The organism is Bradyrhizobium sp. BRP19 (genome assembly GCF_020194195.1).
Classification (GTDB): domain Bacteria; phylum Pseudomonadota; class Alphaproteobacteria; order Rhizobiales; family Xanthobacteraceae; genus Bradyrhizobium; species Bradyrhizobium yuanmingense.
On sequence record NZ_JADYVZ010000018.1, the window covers coordinates 87,593 to 110,198 of the forward strand.

General features: G+C 64.7%; 20 protein-coding genes. 16 read left to right on the plus strand and 4 right to left on the minus strand.

The annotated features are described in order from the left end of the window. Nucleotides 1-24: 24 nt before the first annotated feature. The 15 genes from I6F36_RS32830 to I6F36_RS32900 all read left to right on the plus strand — a co-directional run bounded on the left by I6F36_RS32830 (nucleotide 25) and on the right by I6F36_RS32900 (nucleotide 16,201). Nucleotides 25-843, plus strand: coding sequence for an ABC transporter ATP-binding protein (locus I6F36_RS32830; protein WP_225132242.1), 819 nt, complete (start codon nucleotides 25-27; stop codon nucleotides 841-843). Then, a complete protein-coding gene (locus tag I6F36_RS32835) occupies nucleotides 843-1,631 on the plus strand; it encodes an ABC transporter permease (protein WP_036006641.1) in 789 nt (262 codons plus the stop codon). The genes I6F36_RS32830 and I6F36_RS32835 overlap by 1 nt, the downstream gene beginning before the upstream one ends. Before the next feature lie 150 nt (nucleotides 1,632-1,781). Next, entirely contained in the window at nucleotides 1,782-2,807 is a 1,026-nt protein-coding gene (locus tag I6F36_RS32840; RefSeq protein WP_036037483.1) for an ABC transporter substrate-binding protein, read from the plus strand. 28 nt (nucleotides 2,808-2,835) lie between these two features. Next, nucleotides 2,836-3,540 carry an NUDIX hydrolase gene (locus I6F36_RS32845; protein WP_225172895.1) on the plus strand — a complete coding sequence of 235 codons (705 nt, stop codon included), beginning with the start codon at nucleotides 2,836-2,838 and terminating at the stop codon, nucleotides 3,538-3,540. Between the two features lie 93 nt (nucleotides 3,541-3,633). Then, nucleotides 3,634-4,956: an ABC transporter substrate-binding protein gene (locus tag I6F36_RS32850; RefSeq protein WP_225172896.1), complete on the plus strand. Its 1,323-nt coding sequence runs from the start codon at nucleotides 3,634-3,636 to the stop codon at nucleotides 4,954-4,956. 12 nt (nucleotides 4,957-4,968) lie between these two features. Further along, a complete protein-coding gene (locus I6F36_RS32855) occupies nucleotides 4,969-5,736 on the plus strand; it encodes an ABC transporter ATP-binding protein (RefSeq protein WP_036037489.1) in 768 nt (255 codons plus the stop codon). 3 nt (nucleotides 5,737-5,739) lie between these two features. Continuing rightward, entirely contained in the window at nucleotides 5,740-6,444 is a 705-nt protein-coding gene (locus tag I6F36_RS32860; RefSeq protein ID WP_036025019.1) for an ABC transporter ATP-binding protein, read from the plus strand. Nucleotides 6,445-6,449: 5 nt separating this feature from the next. Next, nucleotides 6,450-7,331, plus strand: coding sequence for a branched-chain amino acid ABC transporter permease (locus I6F36_RS32865; protein WP_212258349.1), 882 nt, complete (start codon nucleotides 6,450-6,452; stop codon nucleotides 7,329-7,331). Continuing rightward, entirely contained in the window at nucleotides 7,328-8,347 is a 1,020-nt protein-coding gene (locus tag I6F36_RS32870) for a branched-chain amino acid ABC transporter permease (RefSeq protein ID WP_225172897.1), read from the plus strand. Before I6F36_RS32865 ends, I6F36_RS32870 begins: the two co-directional genes overlap by 4 nt. Continuing rightward, the gene (locus I6F36_RS32875) at nucleotides 8,307-9,236 is read left to right on the plus strand and encodes a polyphosphate kinase 2 family protein (RefSeq protein WP_225172898.1); all 930 of its coding nucleotides are present in this window, start codon (nucleotides 8,307-8,309) and stop codon (nucleotides 9,234-9,236) included. The genes I6F36_RS32870 and I6F36_RS32875 overlap by 41 nt, the downstream gene beginning before the upstream one ends. Then, nucleotides 9,233-10,270, plus strand: coding sequence for a patatin-like phospholipase family protein (locus I6F36_RS32880; RefSeq protein WP_128263142.1), 1,038 nt, complete (start codon nucleotides 9,233-9,235; stop codon nucleotides 10,268-10,270). Before I6F36_RS32875 ends, I6F36_RS32880 begins: the two co-directional genes overlap by 4 nt. 768 nt (nucleotides 10,271-11,038) lie before the next feature. After that, on the plus strand, nucleotides 11,039-13,363 hold the full coding sequence (locus tag I6F36_RS32885; protein ID WP_225172899.1) for a mechanosensitive ion channel domain-containing protein: 2,325 nt from the start codon (nucleotides 11,039-11,041) through the stop codon (nucleotides 13,361-13,363). Between the two features lie 206 nt (nucleotides 13,364-13,569). Beyond that, the gene (locus I6F36_RS32890; protein WP_225172900.1) at nucleotides 13,570-15,222 is read left to right on the plus strand and encodes an NAD-dependent malic enzyme; all 1,653 of its coding nucleotides are present in this window, start codon (nucleotides 13,570-13,572) and stop codon (nucleotides 15,220-15,222) included. Nucleotides 15,223-15,423: 201 nt separating this feature from the next. Continuing rightward, a complete protein-coding gene (locus tag I6F36_RS32895) occupies nucleotides 15,424-15,942 on the plus strand; it encodes a septal ring lytic transglycosylase RlpA family protein (RefSeq protein ID WP_036025042.1) in 519 nt (172 codons plus the stop codon). A gap of 103 nt (nucleotides 15,943-16,045) precedes the next feature. Next, nucleotides 16,046-16,201 carry a hypothetical protein gene (locus I6F36_RS32900; protein ID WP_192893313.1) on the plus strand — a complete coding sequence of 52 codons (156 nt, stop codon included), beginning with the start codon at nucleotides 16,046-16,048 and terminating at the stop codon, nucleotides 16,199-16,201. Nucleotides 16,202-16,520: 319 nt separating this feature from the next. Here I6F36_RS32900 and I6F36_RS32905 read toward each other — a convergent pair whose 3' ends face one another. The 3 genes from I6F36_RS32905 to I6F36_RS32915 all read right to left on the minus strand — a co-directional run bounded on the left by I6F36_RS32905 (nucleotide 16,521) and on the right by I6F36_RS32915 (nucleotide 18,307). Further along, nucleotides 16,521-16,841, minus strand: a complete 321-nt coding sequence (locus I6F36_RS32905; RefSeq protein ID WP_225172901.1) for a hypothetical protein — start codon at nucleotides 16,839-16,841, stop codon at nucleotides 16,521-16,523. Between the two features lie 84 nt (nucleotides 16,842-16,925). Beyond that, entirely contained in the window at nucleotides 16,926-17,198 is a 273-nt protein-coding gene (locus I6F36_RS32910) for a hypothetical protein (RefSeq protein WP_036006682.1), read from the minus strand. A 143-nt stretch (nucleotides 17,199-17,341) separates the two neighbouring features. Beyond that, nucleotides 17,342-18,307, minus strand: coding sequence for a LysR substrate-binding domain-containing protein (locus I6F36_RS32915; protein ID WP_225172902.1), 966 nt, complete (start codon nucleotides 18,305-18,307; stop codon nucleotides 17,342-17,344). Nucleotides 18,308-18,367: 60 nt separating this feature from the next. Between I6F36_RS32915 and I6F36_RS32920 the strand changes: the two genes are divergently transcribed. Next, complete coding sequence (locus I6F36_RS32920) at nucleotides 18,368-19,756, plus strand: MFS transporter (RefSeq protein ID WP_225172903.1); 1,389 nt, start codon at nucleotides 18,368-18,370, stop codon at nucleotides 19,754-19,756. Between the two features lie 71 nt (nucleotides 19,757-19,827). Here the strand turns inward: I6F36_RS32920 and I6F36_RS32925 are convergent, their stop codons facing one another. Further along, a complete protein-coding gene (locus I6F36_RS32925; protein ID WP_225172904.1) occupies nucleotides 19,828-22,515 on the minus strand; it encodes an alpha/beta hydrolase fold domain-containing protein in 2,688 nt (895 codons plus the stop codon). Nucleotides 22,516-22,606: the final 91 nt, after the last annotated feature.

Below are 22,606 nucleotides of genomic sequence, written 5' to 3' on the forward strand. Positions count from 1 at the left end.
ATCGGCCTGAGTTGGAGGAAGCACATGACGACGCCCACGGCAGTGGCGCTGGAAGATGCCAAGGTTGCGTTCCGGCTGGGGGACGGCCGGGTCTATACGGCGGTGGAGAAGGCCCATCTCGCGGTGGCACAGGGCGAGTTTGTCGCCATTGTCGGGCCCACAGGGTGCGGAAAATCGACGCTGCTCAACGTCGCGGCGGGCCTGCTCAAGCCCGCCGCGGGCAGCGTCAGGATTTTCGACCAGCCATTGGCGGGGCTGAATCGGGATGCCGGCTATTTGTTCCAGGCTGATGCGCTGTTCCCCTGGAAGACTGCGCTCGACAATGTCGCGATCGGACTCGAGGTCAAGGGCACGCCGCGCGCTGAAGCCTTGTCGCAGGCGCAGAAATGGCTGACCGCCGTCGGCCTCGGCGCCTTCGCGAACCGCTATCCGCACATGCTTTCGGGCGGCCAGCGCAAGCGCGTGGCGCTGGCGCAGGTGCTGATCCGCGATCCGAAGATCCTGTTGATGGATGAGCCGTTCGGGCCGCTCGATGCGCAGACGCGCCAGGTCATGGGCAATCTGCTGCTCGATCTGTGGAGTGCCGACCGCAAGGCCGTGCTGTTCGTCACCCACGATCTCGAAGAGGCCATCGCGCTCGCCGACCGCGTCGTGATCATGTCGGCGGGGCCGTCCTCGCGCATCATCGGTGACTGGCGCGTCGGCCTGGCCCGCCCGCGCGACATTTTCGAGGTGCGCCTCGACAAGGAATTCCATGCGCTCCATCGCGAGATCTGGAGCGTGCTGAAGGATGAGGTGATGAAGGGGTACGCACAGTCCACTCAGGCGGCGGAGGTGGTCTGATGTCGCGCACGACGCTGTTTGCGCTGCAGATCCTGGTCGCTGTCGTCGGCTTGGTGCTGTGGCAGGTGCTGTCGACCGTTCCCGTGTTCGGCAAGATCCTGCTGCCGCCGTTCTTCTTTTCCAACCCGTTGGACGTGTTCAGCCAGATCGTGAAATGGTTCGCCTCCGGCGTGATCTGGAAGCACCTCGGCATCACGCTCGCGGAATCAATCCTCGCCTTCGTGATCGGATCGCTTGGCGGCGTCCTGGTCGGCTTCTGGTTCGCGCGCCAGCCGCTGGTCGCCGCGGTGTTCGACCCCTATGTGAAGATGGTCAACGCCCTGCCGCGTGTCGTGCTGGCGCCGATCTTCGCGCTGTGGCTCGGGCTCGGCATCTGGTCCAAGGTCGCGCTCGGCGTCACCCTGGTGTTCTTCATTGTCTTCTTCAACGTCTATCAGGGCGTCAAAGAGGTCAGCCGGACCGTGCTCGACAATGGCCGCATGCTCGGCATGAGCGAGCGGCAGCTGATGCAGCATGTCTATTGGCCGTCGGCGCTGTCGTGGATGTTCTCGTCGCTTCATACCTCCGTCGGCTTCGCCGTGGTCGGCGCGGTGGTCGGCGAATATCTGGGATCGGCGGCCGGGCTCGGCTATCTGATCCAGCAGGCCGAGGGCATCTTCGATGTCGCCGGCGTGTTCGCCGGCATGTTCGTGCTGTCGGCCTTCGTCATCCTGATCGATTTCGGCGTCACCTTGGTGGAGCGGCGCCTCCTGGTGTGGCGGCCGGCCGCGTCGGACGGGCGGGGGTAGGAAGCAGGTCTATTTGATCGCGTCGATGCGATCGCGACGTGTGTTGGGCACCGCTATTGCGCCGAGGGGCTGATGGCCAGCCCGCTCAGGCGGAGCTTCTCAAGCCAGGCCCGCTGCTCTATGGTGCCGGCGGCCGAACGGAGGAAACCAATGAAGAACACGATTGCCAGGCTCGCCGGCGCACTGCTCGCGCTGACGCTCACCACCTCGCTTGCCGCGGCGCAAAGCAAGGTCACCATCGCGGTCGGCGGCGGCTCCTGCCTGTGCTATCTGCCGACGGTATTGGCCAAGCAGCTCGGCGAATACGAGAAGGCCGGCGTCAGTGTCGAGCTCGTCGACCTCAAGGGCGGCTCGGATGCGCTCAAAGCCGTGCTCGGCGGCAGCGCCGACGTGGTCTCCGGCTATTTCGACCATTGCGTCAATCTCGCCGCCAAGAAGCAGGAGCTGCAATCCTTCGTGGTCTATGACCGCTATCCCGGCCTCGTCCTGGTGGTCGCGCCCTCGCGCACCAACGACATCAAGTCGGTCAAGGATCTCGCCGGCAAGAAGGTCGGCGTCAGTGCGCCCGGCTCCTCCACCGACTTCTTCCTGAAATACATGCTCAAGAAGAACGGGCTCGATCCCACCAGCGTCGCCGTGATCGGGGTGGGCCTCGGCGCCACTGCGGTGGCCGCAATGGAGCAGGGCCAGATCGACGCGGCAGTGATGCTCGATCCGTCCGTGACCGTGCTGCAGGGCAGCCACAAGGATCTGCGTATCCTCTCGGACACCCGTACCCAGAAGGATACGCTGGAGACGTTCGGCGGCGAATATCCGGGCGGCGCGCTGTATTCGACCGTGGCCTGGATCAACGGCCATGAGAAGGAGGCGCAGGCGCTCACCAATGCGATCCTCGCCACGCTCGCCTGGATCCATTCGCATACGCCGGAGGAGATCATGGCGAAGATGCCCGAGCAGACCGTCGGCAAGAACAAGGACCTCTATCTTGCCGCACTGAAGAATACGATCCCGATGTATTCCGAGACCGGCAAGATGGACCCGAAGGGCGCCGACGCCGTGCTTGCAGTGTTCAGCGTCGGCTCGCCCGAGGTGGCGAACGCCAAGATCGACGTCAGCAAGACCTTCACCAACAAATTCGTCGAGCAGGCCAAGAAGACAACGGGGAGCGCCAAATAGCCGACGCCATGGCGTGGTATCAGGCGTCATGACGTCACCGGTCATACATCGCGTCGCGACGCTCGATCTTGCGGTGCGGCCGATCGTGTGGCCGTTCGCCGAGGAGCGCCGCGCCGAGATCGCGGCGCATTTCGCCGAGAAGCAGCGCGAGCGGCCGAAGATCTGGAACGGCCGCATCCTGCTCGGGCGTGACGCCGTGTTCAGCGACGGTTACCTGAGGGCGACCTATTTCGAGACCGATTTCGCAAGCTTTCTCGCCTGGCGCGACTGGGGCTTTCCCGACAAGGCCGTGTTCAACGGCTTCGGCATGGGCGCATTGCGCGCCTCCGACGGCGCCTTCATCATGGGCGAGATGGCGCCCCACACCGCCAATGCGGGCCGCATTTATTTCCCCTCGGGAACGCCGGATCTCGACGATGTCAGGGACGGCGCGCTCGACATTCCCGGCAGTGTCGCCCGCGAGCTCGGCGAGGAGACCGGCCTGACCGCGGCCGACTATCGGATCGAGCCGGGCTGGCATTGCGTGGTCACGGGCCCCACGATCGCGATGTTGCAGGTCATCAACCTGAGCATGCCGGGCGATGTGGCTCGCGCCCGGATCGAAACCAACCTTGCGCGCGAGACCGAGCCGGAGCTGTCCGCTATTCACCTCGTGCGCGGGACCAGCGATCTCAGGCCGTCCATGCCGCGATTTGTCACGGCCTTCGTCGAGCAGCAGTTCGCAGCGCGCTGATGCGCGAGGCTTGACATCGCCGCGCGCAGCCCATGTGATGGGCCGAAGAATTGCACCAAGAATGCAATGCACAAATCGTCCAGGGAGGTTTTAATGCGCCTGCGCATGGCTGCCCGCTTGGTACGTGGGCTGTTGGTCGCGATATCAGCGACGGGCTTGGCGGTGTCTGCCGCGGCCCAAGACAAGGCTCAAGAGAGAAAGCTCAAGATCGGCGTCATCTACGATCTGACTGGCCCGCTCGCCGGCGGCGGTTCGGAGCTTCAGTACACCGGCGCGAGGATCATGCTGGATCAGTACAGCACGAAAGACGTCGAAGGCTACAAGATCGAGGCGATCTATGCCGATGCTCAGAGCAAGCCGGATATCGCCATCAATGAAGCGATCCGTTTGATCGAGCAGGAAAAGGTCGACATGCTGCTCGGCTTCTTCTCCTCGGCGCAATGCGTGCCGGTGGCCGCGCGGGTCGAGCAGCTGAAGAAGTTCATGTGGATCACGACCTGCATTTCGTCGGCGGTGCTGGAGAACAAGAACTACAAATACGTGTTTCGCCCGCAGGCCTCCGGCGACCAGTTCGGCATGATGACGATGGACTTCATCGCGCAGAACGCGAAGGAAAAGCTGGGCAAGGACCCGAAGGACCTGCGGGTCGCCATCATCCACGAGGACGGCGCCTACGGCGTCGACGTTGCCAAAGGCAACGAGGCCGGTGCCAAGAAGGCCGGTTTCAACATCGTGCTCAGAGAGGGCTATTCGGCGACGGCCCCGGATCTGTCTGCGTTGGTCACCAAGCTGAAGCGGGCCAAGCCGGATGTGGTGTTCCATACCGGCTATAATCCCGACATCACCTTATTGCTCCGGCAAGCCCGCGAACAGGGGCTGAAGTTCGGCGCACTGGTAGGACATGGCGCCGGCTACGGGGTCTATGAGAAGCTGAAGGAAGGCCTGGGCGCCGACGTAAACTATGTCTTCAACACCGATCCGATCTCGATCTGGCTCGCCAACCAGAAGAGCATGGATCCGAAGCTGCCGCCGATCATCAAGGCGGTCGGCGAGGAGTTCGACAAGCGCAAGCCGGGTGTCGCCATCCGTTCGGCCCATGTCGGCATGGCTGCGTCCAACACCTATTTGTTCCTGAACGACGTGCTGCCGCGAGCGATCAAGAAGTATGGCGGCGTAGATCCCGACTCCCTGCGCAAGGCAGCACTGGACACCGACATACCCGAAGGCGGCACCATGCTCGGCTTCGGCGTCAAATTCCACGGCGAGGGTTCGCCAATGGCCGGCCAGAACGAGCGCTCGTTCCCGGTCGTGATCCAATACGTCGACGACAAGTCCTATGTGGTGTGGCCCAAGAGCCAGGCGCAGCGCGAGGCCGTGCTGCCGCTGCCCAAGGGCACCACCTACAGCAATCAATAGCGGGGTTCTGCGGTGTTGGAAGTCAGCGGATTGGTGAAGCGGTTTGGCGGCTTCACCGCCGTGAACAACGTCTCGTTCCGGGTCGATCAGGGCGAGATCCTCGGCCTGATCGGCCCCAACGGCTCGGGCAAGAGCACGATCTTCAACATGCTGTCCGGCACGCTGGCGCCGACCTCCGGATCGATCCTGTTCGCCGGGCACGAGATTGCGGGTCTTGCGCCGCACCGGATCATCAACAGCGGCATCGGGCGGACCTTCCAGATCCCGCGGCCGTTCCGCCGCCTCAGCATTTTCGAGAACGTCGCGCTTGCCGGCTTCTACGGCCAGGGCCGCCACAGCCGCGCGAAGGCGGAGGAGGCGGCCGAGCGGTCGCTGGCGATGGTCGGCCTGCCGACCGATCGCCATGCTAGCGTCGATGGGCTTGGCGCAGCGGGGCTGAAGAAGCTGGAGCTGGCGAAGGCGCTCGCCACCGCGCCAAAGCTATTGCTCGCCGACGAGAGCCTCGGCGGTCTCGACGAGGCCGAGATGGACCAGGCTGCGGACATGCTGCGCAACATCCGCGACGAGCTCGGCATCACCATCATCTGGGTCGAGCACATCATGGGCGTCCTGATGCGCGTGGTCGACCGCGTCATGGTGCTCGATCACGGCGAGAAGATCTCGGAAGGCCTGCCGAGCGCGGTCGCGGGCGATCCGCGCGTCATCGAGGTCTATCTCGGCACCGACGCCGAGACCACGCAGGCCGCGGCCGCCGAAGCGCGCCGCCGCGCAGGGGGCTAGGTGATGCTGGAGCTTCGCGGCCTCAATGCCGGCTATGGCACCTTCCAGGCGCTGTTCGACGTCAACCTCGACGTGAAGGCCGGCGAAGCCGTCGGCGTCATCGGCCCCAACGGCGCCGGCAAGACCACCCTGATGCGCGTCATCTCCGGCCTGATCCGTCCCTCGCGCGGATCGATCAGGATGGAGGGCGTCGACCTCGTCGCGACGCCGTCGCACAAGATCGTCAGCCTCGGCATTGCGCATGTGCCGGAGAACCGGCGGCTGTTTCCGCAGCTCACGGTCGACGACAATCTCAAGATGGGCGCCTTCATGAAGGAGGCGCGGGACCACTACGCCGAGCGGCTGGAGGTGGTGTTCGACCTGTTCCCCCGCCTGAAGGAACGCCGTCACCAGATGGCCGGAACCATGTCCGGCGGCGAGCAGCAGATGTGCGCCATCGGCCGCGCGATGATGTCCAATCCGAAACTGTTGCTGCTCGACGAACCCTCGGCGGGGCTCGCGCCGGTGGTGGTGCAGCAGGTGTTCGAGTTGGTGAAGCGGATCCGTGCCAGCGGGCTGACGGTGCTGATCGTCGAGCAGAACGTGCAGCAGGTGCTGAAGGTGGTCGACCGCGCCTATCTTATCGAGGCGGGCACGATCCGCGCCTCCGGCACCTCGGCCGAGATGCTGGCGAGCGACACGGTCAAGGAAGCTTATCTCGGGGTGTGATGGGCATGCAGGCGTTCCTGGACGTATTCGACATCTACCTGCTGGAGGCCGTCATCAACGGCATCCTGCTCGGCGGCGTGCTGGCGCTGCTTGCGCTGGGGCTCAACCTGATCTTCGGTGTCATCGACGTGACCTGGATCTGCTACGCCGAGCTCGTCATGATCGGCATGTACGGCATGTATTTCATGGTGCAGTACTACGGCATCAGCTATTTCGTTGCCGCACCGCTCACCATCCTGCTCGTCGCCGTGCTCGGCGCGGCGCTGCACTACCTCGTCATCGCGCCGCTGCTGACCGCACCACCGATCAACCAGCTGCTCGCGACCGGCGGGGTGCTGTTCGTGCTGCAGAGCTTTGCCACGGTCGCCTTCGGCATCGACTTCCGCAATCTTGGCATCCGCCTGCCGGTGCTCGCCTTCGGCGACATGAATTTCAGCTACGCGCGACTGCTCTCGTTCGTCGCCGCGCTGGTCGGCATGGTCGCGGTCTATCTGTTCATGACGCGGACCTTCACCGGCACCGCGATCCGTGCCATCTCGCAGGACCGGCAGATCATGGCGCTGATGGGCGTCGACACCAAGCGGATCTACTTGATCACGTCGGCGCTCGGCGGCGCGCTCGCCGGCCTCGCCGCCTGCCTCCTGGTGCTGCAATACGACGTGCATCCCTTCGTCGGTCTGTCCTTCGGGCCGATCACCTTCCTGATCTGCGTGCTCGGCGGCCTCGGCAATTTCATCGGCGGGTTCATCGCCGCCTTCGTGTTCGCCGAGATCATCTCGCTCGGGGGCCTGTTCTCCGACCTCGAATGGGGCTATGTGCTGGCCTTCGCGTTCTTCATCGTCATGATGTTCATCCGGCCCGCGGGCCTGCTTGCGAGGCGCCGATGATGGGGCAGGGGCGGCTTGCTGCATGGGGCGTGGGGCTGGCGGCGCTGGTCGCGCTGCCCTTCGTCTATCGCGATCCCTATCATCTGCACATCCTGGTGCTGATCCTGATCTGGTCGTTCGCCTATACGTCCTGGTCGATGATGGGGAGGTTCGGCCTCGTCTCGCTCGGCCATGGCGGCTTCATGGGGATCGGCGCTTACGTTACGGCGCTGTTGTGGAATCACGCAGGATTGTCGCCCTGGATCGGCATTCCCATCAGCATGGCGGCGGCCGGCGCGCTGGCGATGATCGTCGGCTATCCCTGCTTCCGCTTTCGTATCACAGGGCATTATTTCGTGCTGGTGACGCTGGCGCTGTCAGGCATCGTGCTCCAGGTCATCACCGCGACGCGCGACTATACCGGCGGCTCGCTCGGCTACACCCCGAACCGCGCGTCCGGCAACAGGCTGCTGGCGCTGCAATTCGACGACAAGACCACCTGGTACTTGATCGCGCTTGCGGTCTGGCTGTTCGGCATCGTGGTCTGGCACTGGGTCGACCGCAGCATGGCGCGTTATGCGCTGGAGGCGATCTCCGAGGACGAGGATGCCGCCGCCGCGGCCGGCGTCGACGTCACCGCCGAGAAGCTGAAGATCACGCTGCTCAGCGCGCTGATGACGGCGCTGGCGGGCGCGATCTACTGCCAGTACCAGATGTTCATCACGCCCGACACGGTCAGCGGCATCGCGGTCTCGCTGCAGATGGTGTTCGCCGCGATCGTCGGCGGGCTGTTCGTCTCGCTCGGTCCGACCGTCGGCGCCATCATCACCATCCTGCTGGCGGAAACGCTGCGCATCGGTTTCGGCACCAAGGCGGTCGGCTGGGACAATCTCGTCTACGGCGTGCTGCTCGTGCTTTTCATCATATTCCTTCCCAAGGGCATCCTTGGTAGCTTGCTCGACCGATTGAAGTTGCAACGCAAGGTGCCCCGCGCTCATGAGCAAAAAGTCGTCCCAGTCGCTCGCCCAGGAGCTTGACCGCTACATCACGCCGTTTCGCTACGATGGCTCGGGCAAGTTTCACCTCAAGGACCACAAGACCGACGAGAAGGGCGATCTCGACAAGGAGAAGGCGCAGGCGATCCTCGATGCCAACAAGAAGCGGCTGATCGCGTTTCAGGAGAAGCTCTACGCGCAGGACCGCTGGTCGCTCCTGATCGTATTCCAGGCGATGGACGCCGGCGGCAAGGATTCTGCGATCAAGGCGATCTTCGAGGGCATCAATCCGCAGGGCTGCGAGGTCACGGCCTTCAAGGCGCCGAGCAGCAAGGAGCTCGACCACGACTTCCTCTGGCGTCATGCGGTCGCGCTGCCCGAGCGCGGCCATATCGGCATCTTCAACCGCTCGCATTACGAGGAATGCCTGGTGACGCGCGTGCATCCCGAGATTCTCGCCAAGCAGAAGCTGCCGCCGAAGCTCGTCACCAAGAACATCTGGAAGGAGCGGTTCGAGGACATCTCCGCCTTCGAGCGCTATCTCTGCCGCAACGGCACCGTGGTGCTGAAGTTCTTTCTCAACCTGTCCAAGGAAGAGCAGCGCGAGCGTTTCCTCGCGCGGCTGGACGATCCGGCCAAGCAGTGGAAGTTCTCCATGGACGACATCAGGGAGCGCGCGCTGTGGCCGCGCTACCAGGCGGTCTACCAGGACATCGTCCGGCACACGGCGACGTCCCATGCGCCCTGGTATGTCGTGCCCGCCGACCACAAATGGTTCGCCCGCGTCGTGATCGGCTCGGTGATCAATGCCGAGCTGGAAAAGCTCGACCTGCGCTTCCCCCGCGCCGACAGGGCCTCGCTGGAGGAGTTCAAGCAGGTGCGCAAGGCGCTGGAGAAAGAAGGCACGGGAGGCAAGAGGCAAGCAAAGTGACAGCCGGCGGGACCACGAACTGCAAGAACGTCAACTTCGCGCTCCAGGGCGGCGGTGCGCACGGCGCCTTCGTCTGGGGCGTGCTCGACCAGGTGCTCGAGGACGGCAGGCTCGCGATCGAGGCGATCAGCGCGACCAGTGCCGGCGCGATGAATGCGGTGGCGATGGCCTCGGGCATGGCGCACGGAGGCGCGGAGGCCGCGCGGGAGAGCCTGCACGCATTCTGGTACGAAGTCTCGCGCATGGACATGGCGTACGATCTGATGTCGCCGCTGAACCAGTGGATCCAGGCCCTGAAGCTGCCGCCGGAATATCATCCGGTCCACGCCTTCATCCATACGCTGACACACACGCTGCCGCCGAACCTGCTCAATCCCTTTCATTTCAATCCGCTCCGCGCGCTGCTGCAGCGCGTGATCGATTTCGACCGGCTCAATTCCTCGCCCGAGGCGCCGCAGCTGTTTCTCAACGCCACCAACGTCCGCACCGGCAAGATCAAGGTGTTTCAGAGCCCGCTGCTGACGGCGGACACCGTGCTCGCCTCGGCATGCCTGCCGCCCTATTTCCAGGCCGTCGAGATCGATGGCGAGCATTACTGGGACGGCGGCTATCTCGGCAATCCCGCGATCTATCCGTTGATCTACCGCAAGGGCAGTCACGACGTCGTCATCGTGCAGGTGACGGCGATCCGGCGCGACGAGCTGCCGGCCAGTGCCGCGGACGTCCTCCACCGCATCAACGAGATCAGCTTCAATTCGTCCTTGATGCGCGAGATGCGCGCGATCGCCTTCGCCACCCGGCTGATCGACGACGGCGAGCTCGACAGCAACAGGCACAGCCGCATGTACATGCATTGGATCGGCAACGACGCGCTGATGTCGCAGCTCGGCACGGCCACGCAGTTCCACCCCGAATGGAGCCTGTTGTGCCGCCTGCGCGATGAGGGCCGCGCGGCGGCGCGCAACTGGCTGGCGCGAAACTTCGACCAGATCGGAAAGGCCTCGACGGTCGACCTCGCGGAGATGTTTCTCTAGATGGCCGGGCGGCCATCGACCAAAAGTGCGAAAACAACCCCATGCACAGTAGCCGGGCATAGCGGAATCAATGGCTTATCGGCCTTCATCATCCGCGATGCGGATTTTACGAAATTCGTTTGCATCGTCGGGCAAAACAGGGGCATGATGTCACCATACCGGCTGCCTTCGGAAATCCCTCACTTCGCGCGGAAGCGATTTGCACGGCGGAACTCGGATCGTCAAATGTGATCGTCAGATCATTGATCCCGCTTGACAGTTTTGCGACGCAGGAGGAGCATCATAGCGGTCGCAAACAAGCGACGCGCAACGTCCACCTCATGAGCAAGGGGAGGTCTATGACACCACCTCCGCAAATCCAGCCGCGTTAATTGCGATGGAGCTCGTTCGGACTATCGCATAGCGGCGGAAACCGCGAACGGCACGCCGGGACAAGGTTTAGCGGGCTGCATCAGTGAGGCAAAGCCCCTACCTTCCCGGCGCTGTATTTTAGTCGTGTCGGATGGCCGTGAAGGCCGCCGCACCAATTTTTTTTTGACACCCCGCTCGTCTCAATCCTGCTGGTCGATCCGCAAACGGGTCTTTGCGCGCACTGACGGGACATCAGCTCCCGATCCTGCATTGCGGCAAATGCCAAGAGAATGTCGTCCCAAAGGCCAACTTCCGACACAGGCGGGGGGCGAATAGCGCCGATCCGACATGACGGATGTGCTTCGGCGGGGGCGGTCACGCTACCTGCGAGCACATTCACTTTTCCAGGGAATCTGCGTGTCGCAAAAGCTTGTCCCGGCGCTTCTCGCCGCTCTTTTCCTTGCAATCTCTTCTCTCTCCTGCGCCCGCGCCGATGCGCCGGCCGCGAACGGTGCCGCGGCGCTATCGCCGGACGAGGCGAAGCGTGCGTTGGACACGCTTCAGGACGACAAGAAGCGCGCGCAGATGATCGATACGCTCCGTGCAATCGCCAACGCGTCTGGTCCGCAACAGGCCGCGCCGCAGCCGAATTCGCCGATCCCGCTTTCGGCCGACGGCCTCGGTGCGCAGCTCATGCTGACGGTCTCGGAGGAGATCGGCGAAATCTCGCGTGAGATCGCCGGCATCGCGCGGACGCTCACGCACTTTCCGGCGTTCTACTACTGGATCGTGCGCACCGCGAACGATCCCGCGGCTTACAATCTTCTGATCGAGATCGCCTGGAAGCTGGCGCTGGTGCTCGGCTGCGCCCTCTTGGCCGAATGGGTGATCTTCCGCCTGATCCGCCGGCCGGTCGCGTTCCTGGAGGGACGCGTGCCGCAAACCGCGCGCCTGCCGGCACCCGCGTTGCCGCTTGCCGATCCGCCATCGTCAGTCGCCGACGTTACGCCTGCACCTGAAATGCAGGAGCGACGCCACAGCCTTGCGCGGGTTTGGCAGATCATGCTGCGCCTGCCCTTCGTGCTCGGGCGTTTCGTGCTCGAGCTGCTTCCCGTGCTCGTCTTCGTCGGCGTCGCCACCGCGCTGCTCGGGACGGAGATTGGAGAACCGACAACCGTCCGCCTCGTGATCCTCGCCGTCGTCAACGCCTATGCGTTCTCGCGCGGGCTCATCTGCCTGGTCCGGGCGCTGGCGGGGCCGTTCGGCTTGTTTCCGGTGCGCGCGGAGACCGCCGCCTATATCGAGATCTGGGCGCGCCGCATCGTCGGCGTCGGCGTCTCCGGCATCGCCTTTGCCAATGTGGCGCTGCTGCTCGGCCTGCACCGCGCCGGCTACGCCGCGCTGCTGCGCATGGTGATGCTGGTCGTGCACCTCTTCATCGCCGTCATCATCCTGCAATGCCGCCGCCAAGTCGCCGATGCCATCCGCGCCCCGGCGGAGCGGCAGGGCATTGCGGCTCGTTTGCGCAACCGCATCGCCGGCGGCTGGCACTATCTTGCCATCGCGCTCGACCTCGCGCTCTGGGCGGTGTGGGCACTCAACATCCGCAACGGCTATTCGCTGCTGCTGCAATATTTCGTCGGCACCATCGCGGTGGCGCTGGTCACGCGTATCGTCATCATGCTGACGCTGAGCCTGATCGACCGCGGCTTCCGCATCCGGCCGGAGATCCTCCAGCGCTTTCCTGGCCTCGAGATCCGTGCCAACCGCTATCTGCCGCTGCTCCGCAGGATCGTATCCAGCGTGATCGCCTTCATCGGTTTCGTGGCGGTGCTCGAGGTCTGGGGCGTGGACGCGATCGTCTGGTTCTATGGCGGCCAGATCGGCAGCCGGCTGATCTCGGCCGTGGTGACCATCGGCCTTGCCGTGTTGATCGCTGCGGCGATCTGGGAAGCCAGCAATGCGCTGCTGGACCGCCAGATCAATACGCTGTCGCGGGACGGGCACTATGCCCGTGCCGCGCGGTTGCGCACCTTCCAGCCGATGCTGCGCACCGCGCTGCTCTGCCTGATCGCGACAATCGTCGGCCTCACGGCGTTGAGCGAGATCGGCGTCAATGTCGCGCCGCTGCTGGCCGGCGCCGGCATCGTCGGCATTGCGATCGGCTTCGGCTCGCAGAAGCTGGTGCAGGATCTCATCACCGGCCTGTTCCTGCTGCTGGAGAATACGGTGCAGGTCGGCGACAGCGTCAGCGTGTCGGGGCTGTCGGGCGTCGTGGAGAACGTCTCGATCCGCACCATCCGCCTGCGCGCAGGCGACGGCGCCGTGCACATCGTGCCGTTCAGCGCGGTCACGACCATCACCAACGCCAGCCGCGGCGCCGGCAACGCCTCGGTCAGCGTCAACGTCGCCTACAAGGAAGACACCGACCGCGCCGGCCAGATCCTCAAGGACATCGTCGACGAGATGCGCCGTGAAGCGGACTTCCGCGCGCTCATCCGCGGCGACCTCGAGCTGTGGGGCGTCGACAAGGTCGACGGCGCGATGGTGTCGATCGTCGGCCAGATCCGCTGCACCGAGGCCGGCCGCTGGCCGGTCCAGCGCGAATTCAACCGCCGCATGAAGCTGCGCTTCCAGCAGAACGGGATCGAGGTTGCATCGTCCGTCCAGACCATCCTGATGCACATCGCGCCGCCGGCGGACAGCGCTGCCAATCTGACGCCTCGGCGGGCGGCGGGATAAGCAGTCCCAAATTCCGGCCTGCCTTTATTTGCGGCTCCGCCAACGCGCGCCCCGGTTGGCGCGTTAAACCTTTTCGCGCGCAAGTGCCAGGCGTTTGCAAAATCTGCTGCGGTGCGAGATCACGATCGCGGCCGGAGTCTCCTTGATCTCGATTGAACGCTGGCCGACAATGGTCGTGGTTCAATAAGAAACTCCTTGGGGGAATCGTGAATAGACCTGCTCGGGTCAGCGCCCATTCGACATCATCCGACACCGCGCACGGCATGACGCTGCTGCGCGACCCCCTGCTCAACAAGGGCACGGCCTTCACGGAAGCAGAGCGCGCCGCACTCGGCTTGCGCGGCCTGTTGCCGCCCTGCGTGCTGACGATGGAGACCCAGGCTCAGCGCGTGCTCACCAATCTGCGCACGCTGCCGACGGACCTGGAAAAATACGTTGCCCTGAACGCGCTGCATGACCGCAACGAGGCGCTGTTCTTCCGCGTCGTCGTCGACAATATCGACGAGATCCAGCCGATCATCTACACCCCGACGGTCGGGCTTGCCTGCCAGAAATACGGCCTGATCTTCCAGCGGCCGCGTGGCATGTTCATCTCCTCGCGCGACCGCGGCCAGATCGCGGAGATCCTGAAGAACTGGCCCTACCAGGCCAGGCTGATCGTCGTCACCGACGGCGAGCGCATTTTGGGACTTGGCGATCTCGGTGCCAACGGAATGGGCATCCCGGTCGGCAAGCTATCGCTCTATTCGGCCTGCGCCGGCGTGCATCCGGAAGCGTGCTTGCCGATCGTGCTCGATGTCGGCACCAACAACGAAGAGCTGTTGAACGATCCCTATTATCTCGGCCTGCGCGAGCGGCGGCTGACGGGCGAGGCCTATGACAGCTTCGTCGACGAGTTCATGCAAGCCGCGCGCAAGACGTTCCCGGGCGTGCTGATCCAGTTCGAGGACTTCGCCAATCATTCGGCGTTCAAGCTGCTGCACAAATATCGCGACGAGGCCTGCGTCTTCAACGACGACATCCAGGGCACCGCGGCGGTGGCGCTCGCCGGCCTGTTCTCGGCTCTGCGCATCTCCGGCGGCAAGCTGAAGGATCAGAAGATCCTGTTCCTCGGCGCGGGCGAGGCGGCGACCGGCATCGCCGACCTCGTGGTCTCCGCCATGATGGCGGAAGGCGCGTCCGAGGCGGACGCGCTTCGCCGCAACTGGCTGGTGGATTCCCGCGGTCTCGTCGTCAGCGGCCGTGAAGGCCTTTCTGGCCATAAGCTCCGCTATGCCCATGCCGGTCAGGCGCCGATCGCTGACTTCCTCACCGCCATCAAGACGCTGAAGCCGACGGCGATCATCGGCGTCGCCGCGGTCGGCGGCGCCTTCACGCCCGACGTGCTCAAGGCGATGGCCGAGCTCAACGAGCAGCCGATCGTGTTCGCGCTCTCCAACCCCACCTCGAAAGCCGAGTGCTCGGCGGAGGATGCCTATCGCTACACGGATGGACGCGCGCTGTTCGCCTGCGGCAGTCCGTATGATCCGGTCAAGCTCAACGGCCGCAGCTTCGTGCCGCGCCAGGGCAACAATTCCTACATCTTCCCGGGCGTCGGCCTCGGCGTCATCGCCAGCCGCTCGCGCCTCGTGACCGACGAGATGTTCATGGCGGCGGCCCACGCGCTCGCCGATTGCGTCGGCAAGGAGGACCTCGCTCAGGGCAGCCTCTATCCGGCACTGCCGCGCATCCGCGAGGTCTCCGTGCGCATCGCGGCGGCGGTTGCGGATGTGGCCTATCAACGCGCGCTCGCCGACGGACCCGCGCCCAATGACGTGAAGGCTCTGGTCCAGTCGCAGATGTACGAGCCGAAGTACTAGAGATCGGGCCGCGCCGAAACGCGCGGCTCGCGGGCCGTATCGGGCTGCATCCTTCACCGATCTGTCCCGTTTCTGAACAGGTCACTGTGGTGGAATCGCCACAGCTGGCGCGAAACGAAGGCGGCCCCAGAGCCGCTTTTGTTCCGACAAGGTTCTGCCCTCATTGCCCACCGAAACTTGGGGTTGTTCGGAGGGCGCATCATGTCTCGCATTGCAAGTGCCGAAACTGCCCGGATGTCGCTGGCGAGCTCGAGCCGGTTATTGCTCGCGGTCCTGGGTGCCGCATCGCTCGCTGCCTGCTCGCAATCGCCGGTCGGCCGTCAGAAAGCCGATCTCGCCGGAACGACCCGGCAAGCCGCGGTCGAGCGCCCGCACCGGGTGGCGGCGCTGCATCCACGCCCGATCAGCCGGGCGCGCGTCCCCGCCCGCGACGCAAAGCAAACCGCTTCGCACGGCATCGCCAGCTTCTATTCGGATACGCAGACCGCGAGCGGCGAGAAGTTCGACAGGAACGAATTGACCGCGGCGCATCCCACCCTGCCGTTCGGCACCAAGCTGCGCGTTACCGAGACCTCCTCCGGCCGTTTCGTTACGGTCAGGGTCAACGATCGCGGGCCCTTCGTGCGCGGACGCGTGGTCGACATCTCGCCGTCGGCCGCCGAGGCGCTCGGCATGGTCGACAAGGGCATTACCAATGTCAGGCTTGAAGTCGTGCAATAGGGCGCCACGCGTCGCGACCGTGCGGGCGCGCTTAACCGGCTGTTAGCGGCTTCTCAAGCACCATGGCTGTCCGCACAATTCGGGGCTTTGGGGGAGGCGACGCTTGAACACGATCCAGTATCTCGAAGATCAGGCTGCGCGCGCCGAGCGGCTCGCCAAACGGATCACGGATACGCTGACGATCGAAAAGCTGCTGACCTTCGCGGGCGAACGCCGCCGCGAGATCGAGGTCATCGCCGGCAAACGCCGCCGCAACTAAAGCACGATGCGATCAGGTTCGATTGCTACAAGGGAGGTGCACTCCCTCTCCCGCAAGCGCAGGGCTATCGGATATGACTTGTGGCGGCGGCCAGCGCGCACGCCTCGTCCTTCGAGACGGCGCTGACGCGCCTCCTCAGGATGAGGCTAATCAGCATCAGTGCTCGTTGAAACTGCTGCCGCGCACTCCGCCCTCATCCTGAGGAGCCCGCCCAAAGCGGGCGTCTCGAAGGATGGCCGCAGAGAAAAACTCCCAAATGCGATAGTCATTCCCGCAAGCAGGGAGGGAGCGCACCTCCGTCCTTTTCGGCAAGTGAGCTTCATTTCATCGCGCTTTGGGAATGGCTTTCGATGAAGTCGCTGAGATAATCGGGGAGCTCTATTCCATAGATGTCGCAGCGTGCGCGGATCTCGCCGGCGACGTCGCACGAGATATCCCTCATCCAGTGCTCGAGCGTGTTGAACGAGATCACCTTGATCGGGTCATTGAAGCAGCCGGCGACGAGCTCGCCGATCGTGGTGTCGAGATCGCTGCGCTCGATGCGGATTTCGGTCGCCTCGTCACGGCGATCAACCACCACGAACAGGGTCTGGTCCGCTCCGTAAGGCACGATCGGTGATGATACGCCGGCGTCAAACATCTCGAGGCGCTCACGTCATTGCTTTGATCCCTGACAACGGGAAGAACCGGAAGAAGGTTCCTGCTCGCACGCTTGTGAAGGGCGTCAGAGAAATTCTCTCAAGCGCGACAGCTCGAGGACGTGTTCGGGGGAGAGGATCTCGGTGACGAGCGGCGGCTGCGCTACGGTGCGGATCTCGTAGAGGTGCCGGGTCGTCGCCGGTTTCTGCATGAAAGCCGAGATGCAATCGTCGAGCGTGCCTTCGATGAGCTGGTAGGGCTCCCGGTCAGGCTGGCGCTGATTGGCAAGTGATGGCCATTTATGCAGCACCGCAAGCGCGCCGAAATTGACCTTTGAATCCCCGACCACGTCCCCCATCGCCCTGCCTCACGCAAAACACGACCCCAGCACACGTGCTCGCGTGCCGGGGCCCATACATCTGTCGCTGCATCTCAATGCCACAGGTCAGCCAACGCGGCAGCCGGGAAAAGGTTCCCGGCTCATCCGCTACGGAGTACGGCTCAATCGCTGGGAATCTTCGGAATTTGCAATATCCAGCGGACAAACGCCTTCACGCGGGGATCTTTGGCCATGGCCGCGGGCCAGCGCACGATTTGAGCCTTGCTCGACGGCAAGTCCCAGGATTGCGGAAGCACCCGCACCAGCCTGCCATCCTTGAGGGCATCCTGGACCAGCAGTGAACGCGCGAGCACGATCCCGTTGCCGGCGAGGGCGGCGGCTATGGCGGTGGCAATCGTCGCAAAACGTATCTCGGCGGGTGGCGGGCGGCCGAGACCCAATCGTTCGAACCAGGAGGTCCACGACCATTCGACCCCGCGGTCATCGCCGGACCGGCCCTTGTGCAGCAGCGGCAACGATTTGAGGCGCGTCACGTCGGTCAGTGGCTGCTGGCCAGGCAGCAGGCGTGGGTGGCAGACCGGGTAAACATGCTCGCGAACTAGCAAACGCTGCGTGGACGTTGGCCTCAAGCCGGCTGCTGGTTGCCACACAACCGCGACGTCGAGATCGGTCGACCTCGCATGTGCGTCGGCTTCACGTACGGCCAGCTCAACCGGTATGCCGGGATGCTCTAGCGCAAAATCGGGCAAGCGGCGCACGAGCCAATAGTCGGCAAGCGCTGCACCGACGCCGACTTTCAAGGCCGGTGGCGGAGCGGCGGCGCGACAAAGCGCACGAAAATCCGCCATCCTGTCGAGCAAACCGGCCAACTCGTTGGAGAGGGCAATGCCGGCGGGCGTGGCACACAGGCCACTCGGCTGCCGGATGAGGAGGGGCGTCCCGACGAAGTCCTCGAGCTTGCGGAGCCGATGACTGACCGCGCTCTGCGTGAGCCCAAGCTCCGCGGAGGCGCGCGTGACGTTCGCATGTCTCAAGGCTGCCTCGAACGCAATCAGCCCGTCAAAGGGAGGAAATGAGCGCATTGCATCATCATGAATCATTTTCATGCCGATGTGAATGCATTGCATTGGCGCAGGCCTCGCCCCGACATGCATAGCGGTACCAGATGCTTTCACCATGGGACAACGATGATCACGCCTGAACCCGATCTGCAGTCTCCAAGCCGTTGGCAGGACCTGCTGCCGGCGATGGTGCTCGGCATGGCGGCCTTTCTGACGCAATTCGACGTGACCGCGGTTGTTGTCGCGATGCCGGCCATGGCAGCCGAACTCGGTTTCGGCAGCGCTGCCTACGCCTGGGTGATGGATGCCTACAGTCTGGCATTTACCGGTGGGCTGCTCGCTGCGGGCGCGCTAGCCGACAAGTATGGACGTCGACGCGCTTTGCTTCGCGGCAACGTCGTGTTCCTGGTCGGATCGATCATTTGCGGCTTCGCGGCGGGCGGTCCAATGCTGTGGGCCGGGCGCGCAGTTCAAGGCCTGGGCGCGGCTTTCGTCATCACGGGAGGCATTGCGCTGCTTGCGAATGCCTATGCTCGGCCTGACGAGCGCGCCCGCGCCTTTGCGTTCATGGGCGTGCTCTCAGGCACCGCCATGGCGCTCGGACCAGCGCTCGGGGGACTTGTCTCGGCCTGGTTCGGATGGCGCTGGATCTTCCTGGCCAATATCCCGCTTTGTCTGCTCACGCTTCTGGCCGTTCCGCGACTGGTCGCAGAATCGCGTGATCCTGCCGGCCGCCCGCTGGACTGGAGCGGCGTCGTGCTTCTCACCCTTGCGCTTGGGATTGCGATCGAGAGCCTGCTCAAGGGAGGTGAAGTGCCGGCCCGGATTGCAGCGGGCCTCGGGCTGAGCGCCTGTCTGCTCGCCATCTTCGTGATGCAGCAGCGGCGGCGGCCCGTGCCGATTTTCGACCCCGCTGTGTTCATGCGGCCGGTCATGGTCGGCATTTCCTCGCTGTTGATTGCTGTTTCCGTTGGATACTGGGCGGTTCTCGTCTATCTGCCTCCCTTCCTGAACGCAGCGTTCGGCTGGTCAGGCCCGTCCGTTGGCTTCGCAATGCTCTTTGCGACGTTGCCGATGCTTGTGCTGCCGCCCTATGGTGCTCGCCTCGCAACACGCTGGGGCTGGCGCCGGCTGTTCGCGACGGCGATGCTGGCGCTGCTCGCAGGCGATCTCATTCTGGTCCTGGCGGCGAGCGGCTGGCTCCCGAATGCGCAGGTCGTTCTCGCTGCGGCGGCAAGCGGAATGATGTTGACCGGGATTGGCGCAGTCCTCGCGCATCCGCAATTGTCGAGCGCCGTCGTTGCGTTGGTGCCTCCGGCCCAAGCCGGCATGGCCTCGGCGGTCACCGTGGTCATGAGGCAGGCCGGATTTGCACTCGGCATCGCAGCGCTCGGTGCGATTCTGTCGGACGAAGGAACGGCTGCCGGTTACGCGTGGCCCTGGCTTGTTGCGGCTTTGGGATCGGCAGGCGGCCTCATCGCCGCATCGATGTTGCTGCCTGATCATCAATCGTAGCTGCATCTGCAGATGCAGCCGGGCCCACGCCAATCGCCGGGTCGGCCGGGAAGCGTCCCGGCCGCTCCGTTTCAGCTCGCCGCCGCCGCGATCTCGTGCCGCGGGCTGGCGTGACCATCTCCGTGACCGTCACTGCCGCTGATCTTGGGCGGCAGTCCGGCGAAGCGCCGCAAGGCTTCCGCCATCTGCACCCGTCCCGACACGCCTGTGATCACCACGTCCACCATCGCAAAGGACGAGTGGAAGTGGCCGCGCGCCTTCAATTGCTCGACCGGCACGCCCGCTGCGGCCATTGCCTCGGCATAGGCGATGCCCTCGTCGCGCAGCGGATCGAACTCGCAGGTGACCACGAGGGCCGGCGGCAGGCCGGCAACCTTGCCGCGCAGCGGGGCGACCCGCGGGTCGGTGCGGTCCGCCGGCGAGCAATAGAGGTCCCAGAACCAGTACATCAGAGAGCGCGTCAGGAAGTAGGCGGTCCCGTTTTCGTTGTAGGAGGGCCGATCGAAGCTGCAGTCGGTGACCGGGCAGACCAGAAGCTGGCCGGCGATCGAGGGCCCGCCGCGGTCGCGCGCGAGCTGGCAGGTGACGGCCGCAATGTTGCCGCCGGCGCTCCAGCCGGCGACCAGCACCGGGCCCGGCCTGCCGCCGAGCTCGGCGGCGTGCTCGGCGATCCAGCGCGTGGCCGCATAGCCGTCCTCGGCCGCGGTCGGGAAGCGATGCTCCGGTGCGTGGCGATAGCCGACGCTGACGAACATCATGCCGGTCCGCCGCACCATGTCGCGGCAGAACGGCTCGTCCGATTGCTCGTCGCCGAGCACCCAGCCGCCGCCGTGGAAATAGACCACGACCGGATGCGGTCCCGGCGTTGCCGGCTTGTAGACGCGGTAGGGCAACGCGCCGTCGGCGACGGGCAGGGTGCCGTCGACGATCTCGCCGATCGGCCGACCCGCGGGGCGGCCCTTGTTGAACTCGTTGACGAAGGCGCGGGCGCCGAGCGCGCCCATCGACTCGATCGGCGGCAGGTTGAGCGAGGCGAGCAGGTTCAGCACCAGCCGCACGTCCGGCTGCAGGCGCACCACCTCGCCGTCATTGCATTGGACGGCGCCATCGGGGCCGGTGAGCTTGAAGCCGAGCATGCCGCGGCTGACCACCTCGTCGCAGATGCTGCGATAAGGGCCGACGCCGCCGGTATAGGGCATCAGGCCCTGCACCTTGCCGGGCACGTTGGCGCCGGTGTACCAGGTGTTGGCGAGCCGGTGCAGCGTCAGCATCGAGCAGTCGGCCATGTGCCTGTTCCAGCCGGCCTGTGCCGTCTCGGTCGGCTCGATCGTGGTGAAGCCGGCATCGCGCAGCGATGCAACGCGATCGACCACCCAGTCGACATGCTGCTCGATCGACACCGCCATGTTCGACAGCACCGACGGGCTTCCGGGTCCGGTGATCATGAAGAAGTTCGGGAAGCCCTCGACCGTGAGGCCGAGATAGGTCTGCGGCCCCTGCGCCCAGACATCGGACAGCGACTTGCCACCGCGCCCGGTGATCGGATGCACGGCACGGATCGCGCCGGTCATGGCGTCGAAGCCGGTTGCGAAGACGATGACGTCGACATCGAAGCTGCGGCCGTTCGTGGAAATGCCGCTCGCGGTGATCGCCTTGATCGGCTCCTTGCGCAGATTGACCAGCGTGACGTTCGGCCGGTTGTAGGTTGCGTAATAATTGGTCTCGAGGCAGGGGCGCTTTGCGCCGAACGGATGGTCGTCCGGCATCAGCGCCGCGGCGGTCTCAGGATCGTTGACGGCGGCGCGGATCTTCTCGCGGATCAGATCCTGGACGATCTTGTTGCCGTCGACGTCGACGGCCTGGTCGGCCCAGAGCTGCGTCAGGATGTGGACGAGGTCGCCGGCGGCCCAGGCGCGCTCGAACCGCTCGCGGCGCTCGGCATCGCTGAGCTGCCAGCTCACGACCGTCTGCTGCGGATAGGGCACGCCGGCCATCGACTGCCGCGCCTGCTCGCGATAGGCCGCGCGGTCGCTCTGCAACAGGCTCATGCGGTCCGCGGGCGCAGGGCCGTTGTGCGCCGGCAACGCGAAATTCGGTGTGCGCTGGAACACCGTCAGATGCGCAGCCTGCTCGGCGATCACAGGGATCGACTGGATCGCCGAGGAGCCCGTGCCGATCACGGCGACGCGTTTTCCGGTGAGATCGACGCCGTCATGCGGCCAGCGCCCGGTGAAATAGACCTCGCCCTTGAAGTCCTTGACGCCGTCGATCTCCGGCGGCTTTGGCGCGGAGAGGCAACCGGTCGCCATGATGTAATGGCGGCAGGAGACGGGTGGCCCATTGTCCGTGGTGATGAGCCAGCGCCCGGACGCTTCGTCCCATCTGGCTTCGGTGACCTTGGTCTTGAAACGGATATCGCGGCGCAGATCGTAGCGATCGGCGACGAAGCCGAGGTAACGCAGGATCTCGGGCTGGGTCGCGTATTTCTCCGACCAGGTCCAGGCGGTCTCGAGCTCCGGATCGAACGTGTAGCTGTAGTCGATGGTCTGGATGTCGCAGCGCGCGCCAGGATAGCGGTTCCAATACCAGGTGCCGCCGACATCGCCGGCCTCGTCGAGCCCGACTGCCGAGAACCCCGTCTTGCGCAGGCGATGGAGAAGGTAGAGGCCGGCAAATCCGGCGCCGACCACGGCAACATCGACCTGCTGAGCGGTTCCGCGCCCATCGGAGGCACGTGTGGCAACCACTGCGTCAGGCATGGTATTCCTCCCGGATGTCTTGTTTTGGCGGCAGGCTATCGCCGCAGGCTCAGCTTGTCATTAGAGCAAGTGCAATCTTAGGGTGGTCGTT

Coding starts and splice junctions, on each gene's coding strand:
- I6F36_RS32910 (WP_036006682.1), bottom strand. CDS start 17,198: ATGGGGGACGTGGTCGGGGATTCAAAGGTCAATTTCGGCGCGCTTGCG.
- I6F36_RS32915 (WP_225172902.1), bottom strand. CDS start 18,307: ATGCAATGCATTCACATCGGCATGAAAATGATTCATGATGATGCAATG.
- I6F36_RS32865 (WP_212258349.1), top strand. CDS start 6,450: ATGCAGGCGTTCCTGGACGTATTCGACATCTACCTGCTGGAGGCCGTC.
- I6F36_RS32840 (WP_036037483.1), top strand. CDS start 1,782: ATGAAGAACACGATTGCCAGGCTCGCCGGCGCACTGCTCGCGCTGACG.
- I6F36_RS32905 (WP_225172901.1), bottom strand. CDS start 16,841: ATGTTTGACGCCGGCGTATCATCACCGATCGTGCCTTACGGAGCGGAC.
- I6F36_RS32870 (WP_225172897.1), top strand. CDS start 7,328: ATGATGGGGCAGGGGCGGCTTGCTGCATGGGGCGTGGGGCTGGCGGCG.
- I6F36_RS32860 (WP_036025019.1), top strand. CDS start 5,740: ATGCTGGAGCTTCGCGGCCTCAATGCCGGCTATGGCACCTTCCAGGCG.
- I6F36_RS32835 (WP_036006641.1), top strand. CDS start 843: ATGTCGCGCACGACGCTGTTTGCGCTGCAGATCCTGGTCGCTGTCGTC.
- I6F36_RS32920 (WP_225172903.1), top strand. CDS start 18,368: ATGATCACGCCTGAACCCGATCTGCAGTCTCCAAGCCGTTGGCAGGAC.
- I6F36_RS32925 (WP_225172904.1), bottom strand. CDS start 22,515: ATGCCTGACGCAGTGGTTGCCACACGTGCCTCCGATGGGCGCGGAACC.
- I6F36_RS32830 (WP_225132242.1), top strand. CDS start 25: ATGACGACGCCCACGGCAGTGGCGCTGGAAGATGCCAAGGTTGCGTTC.
- I6F36_RS32895 (WP_036025042.1), top strand. CDS start 15,424: ATGTCTCGCATTGCAAGTGCCGAAACTGCCCGGATGTCGCTGGCGAGC.
- I6F36_RS32875 (WP_225172898.1), top strand. CDS start 8,307: ATGAGCAAAAAGTCGTCCCAGTCGCTCGCCCAGGAGCTTGACCGCTAC.
- I6F36_RS32850 (WP_225172896.1), top strand. CDS start 3,634: ATGCGCCTGCGCATGGCTGCCCGCTTGGTACGTGGGCTGTTGGTCGCG.
- I6F36_RS32845 (WP_225172895.1), top strand. CDS start 2,836: ATGACGTCACCGGTCATACATCGCGTCGCGACGCTCGATCTTGCGGTG.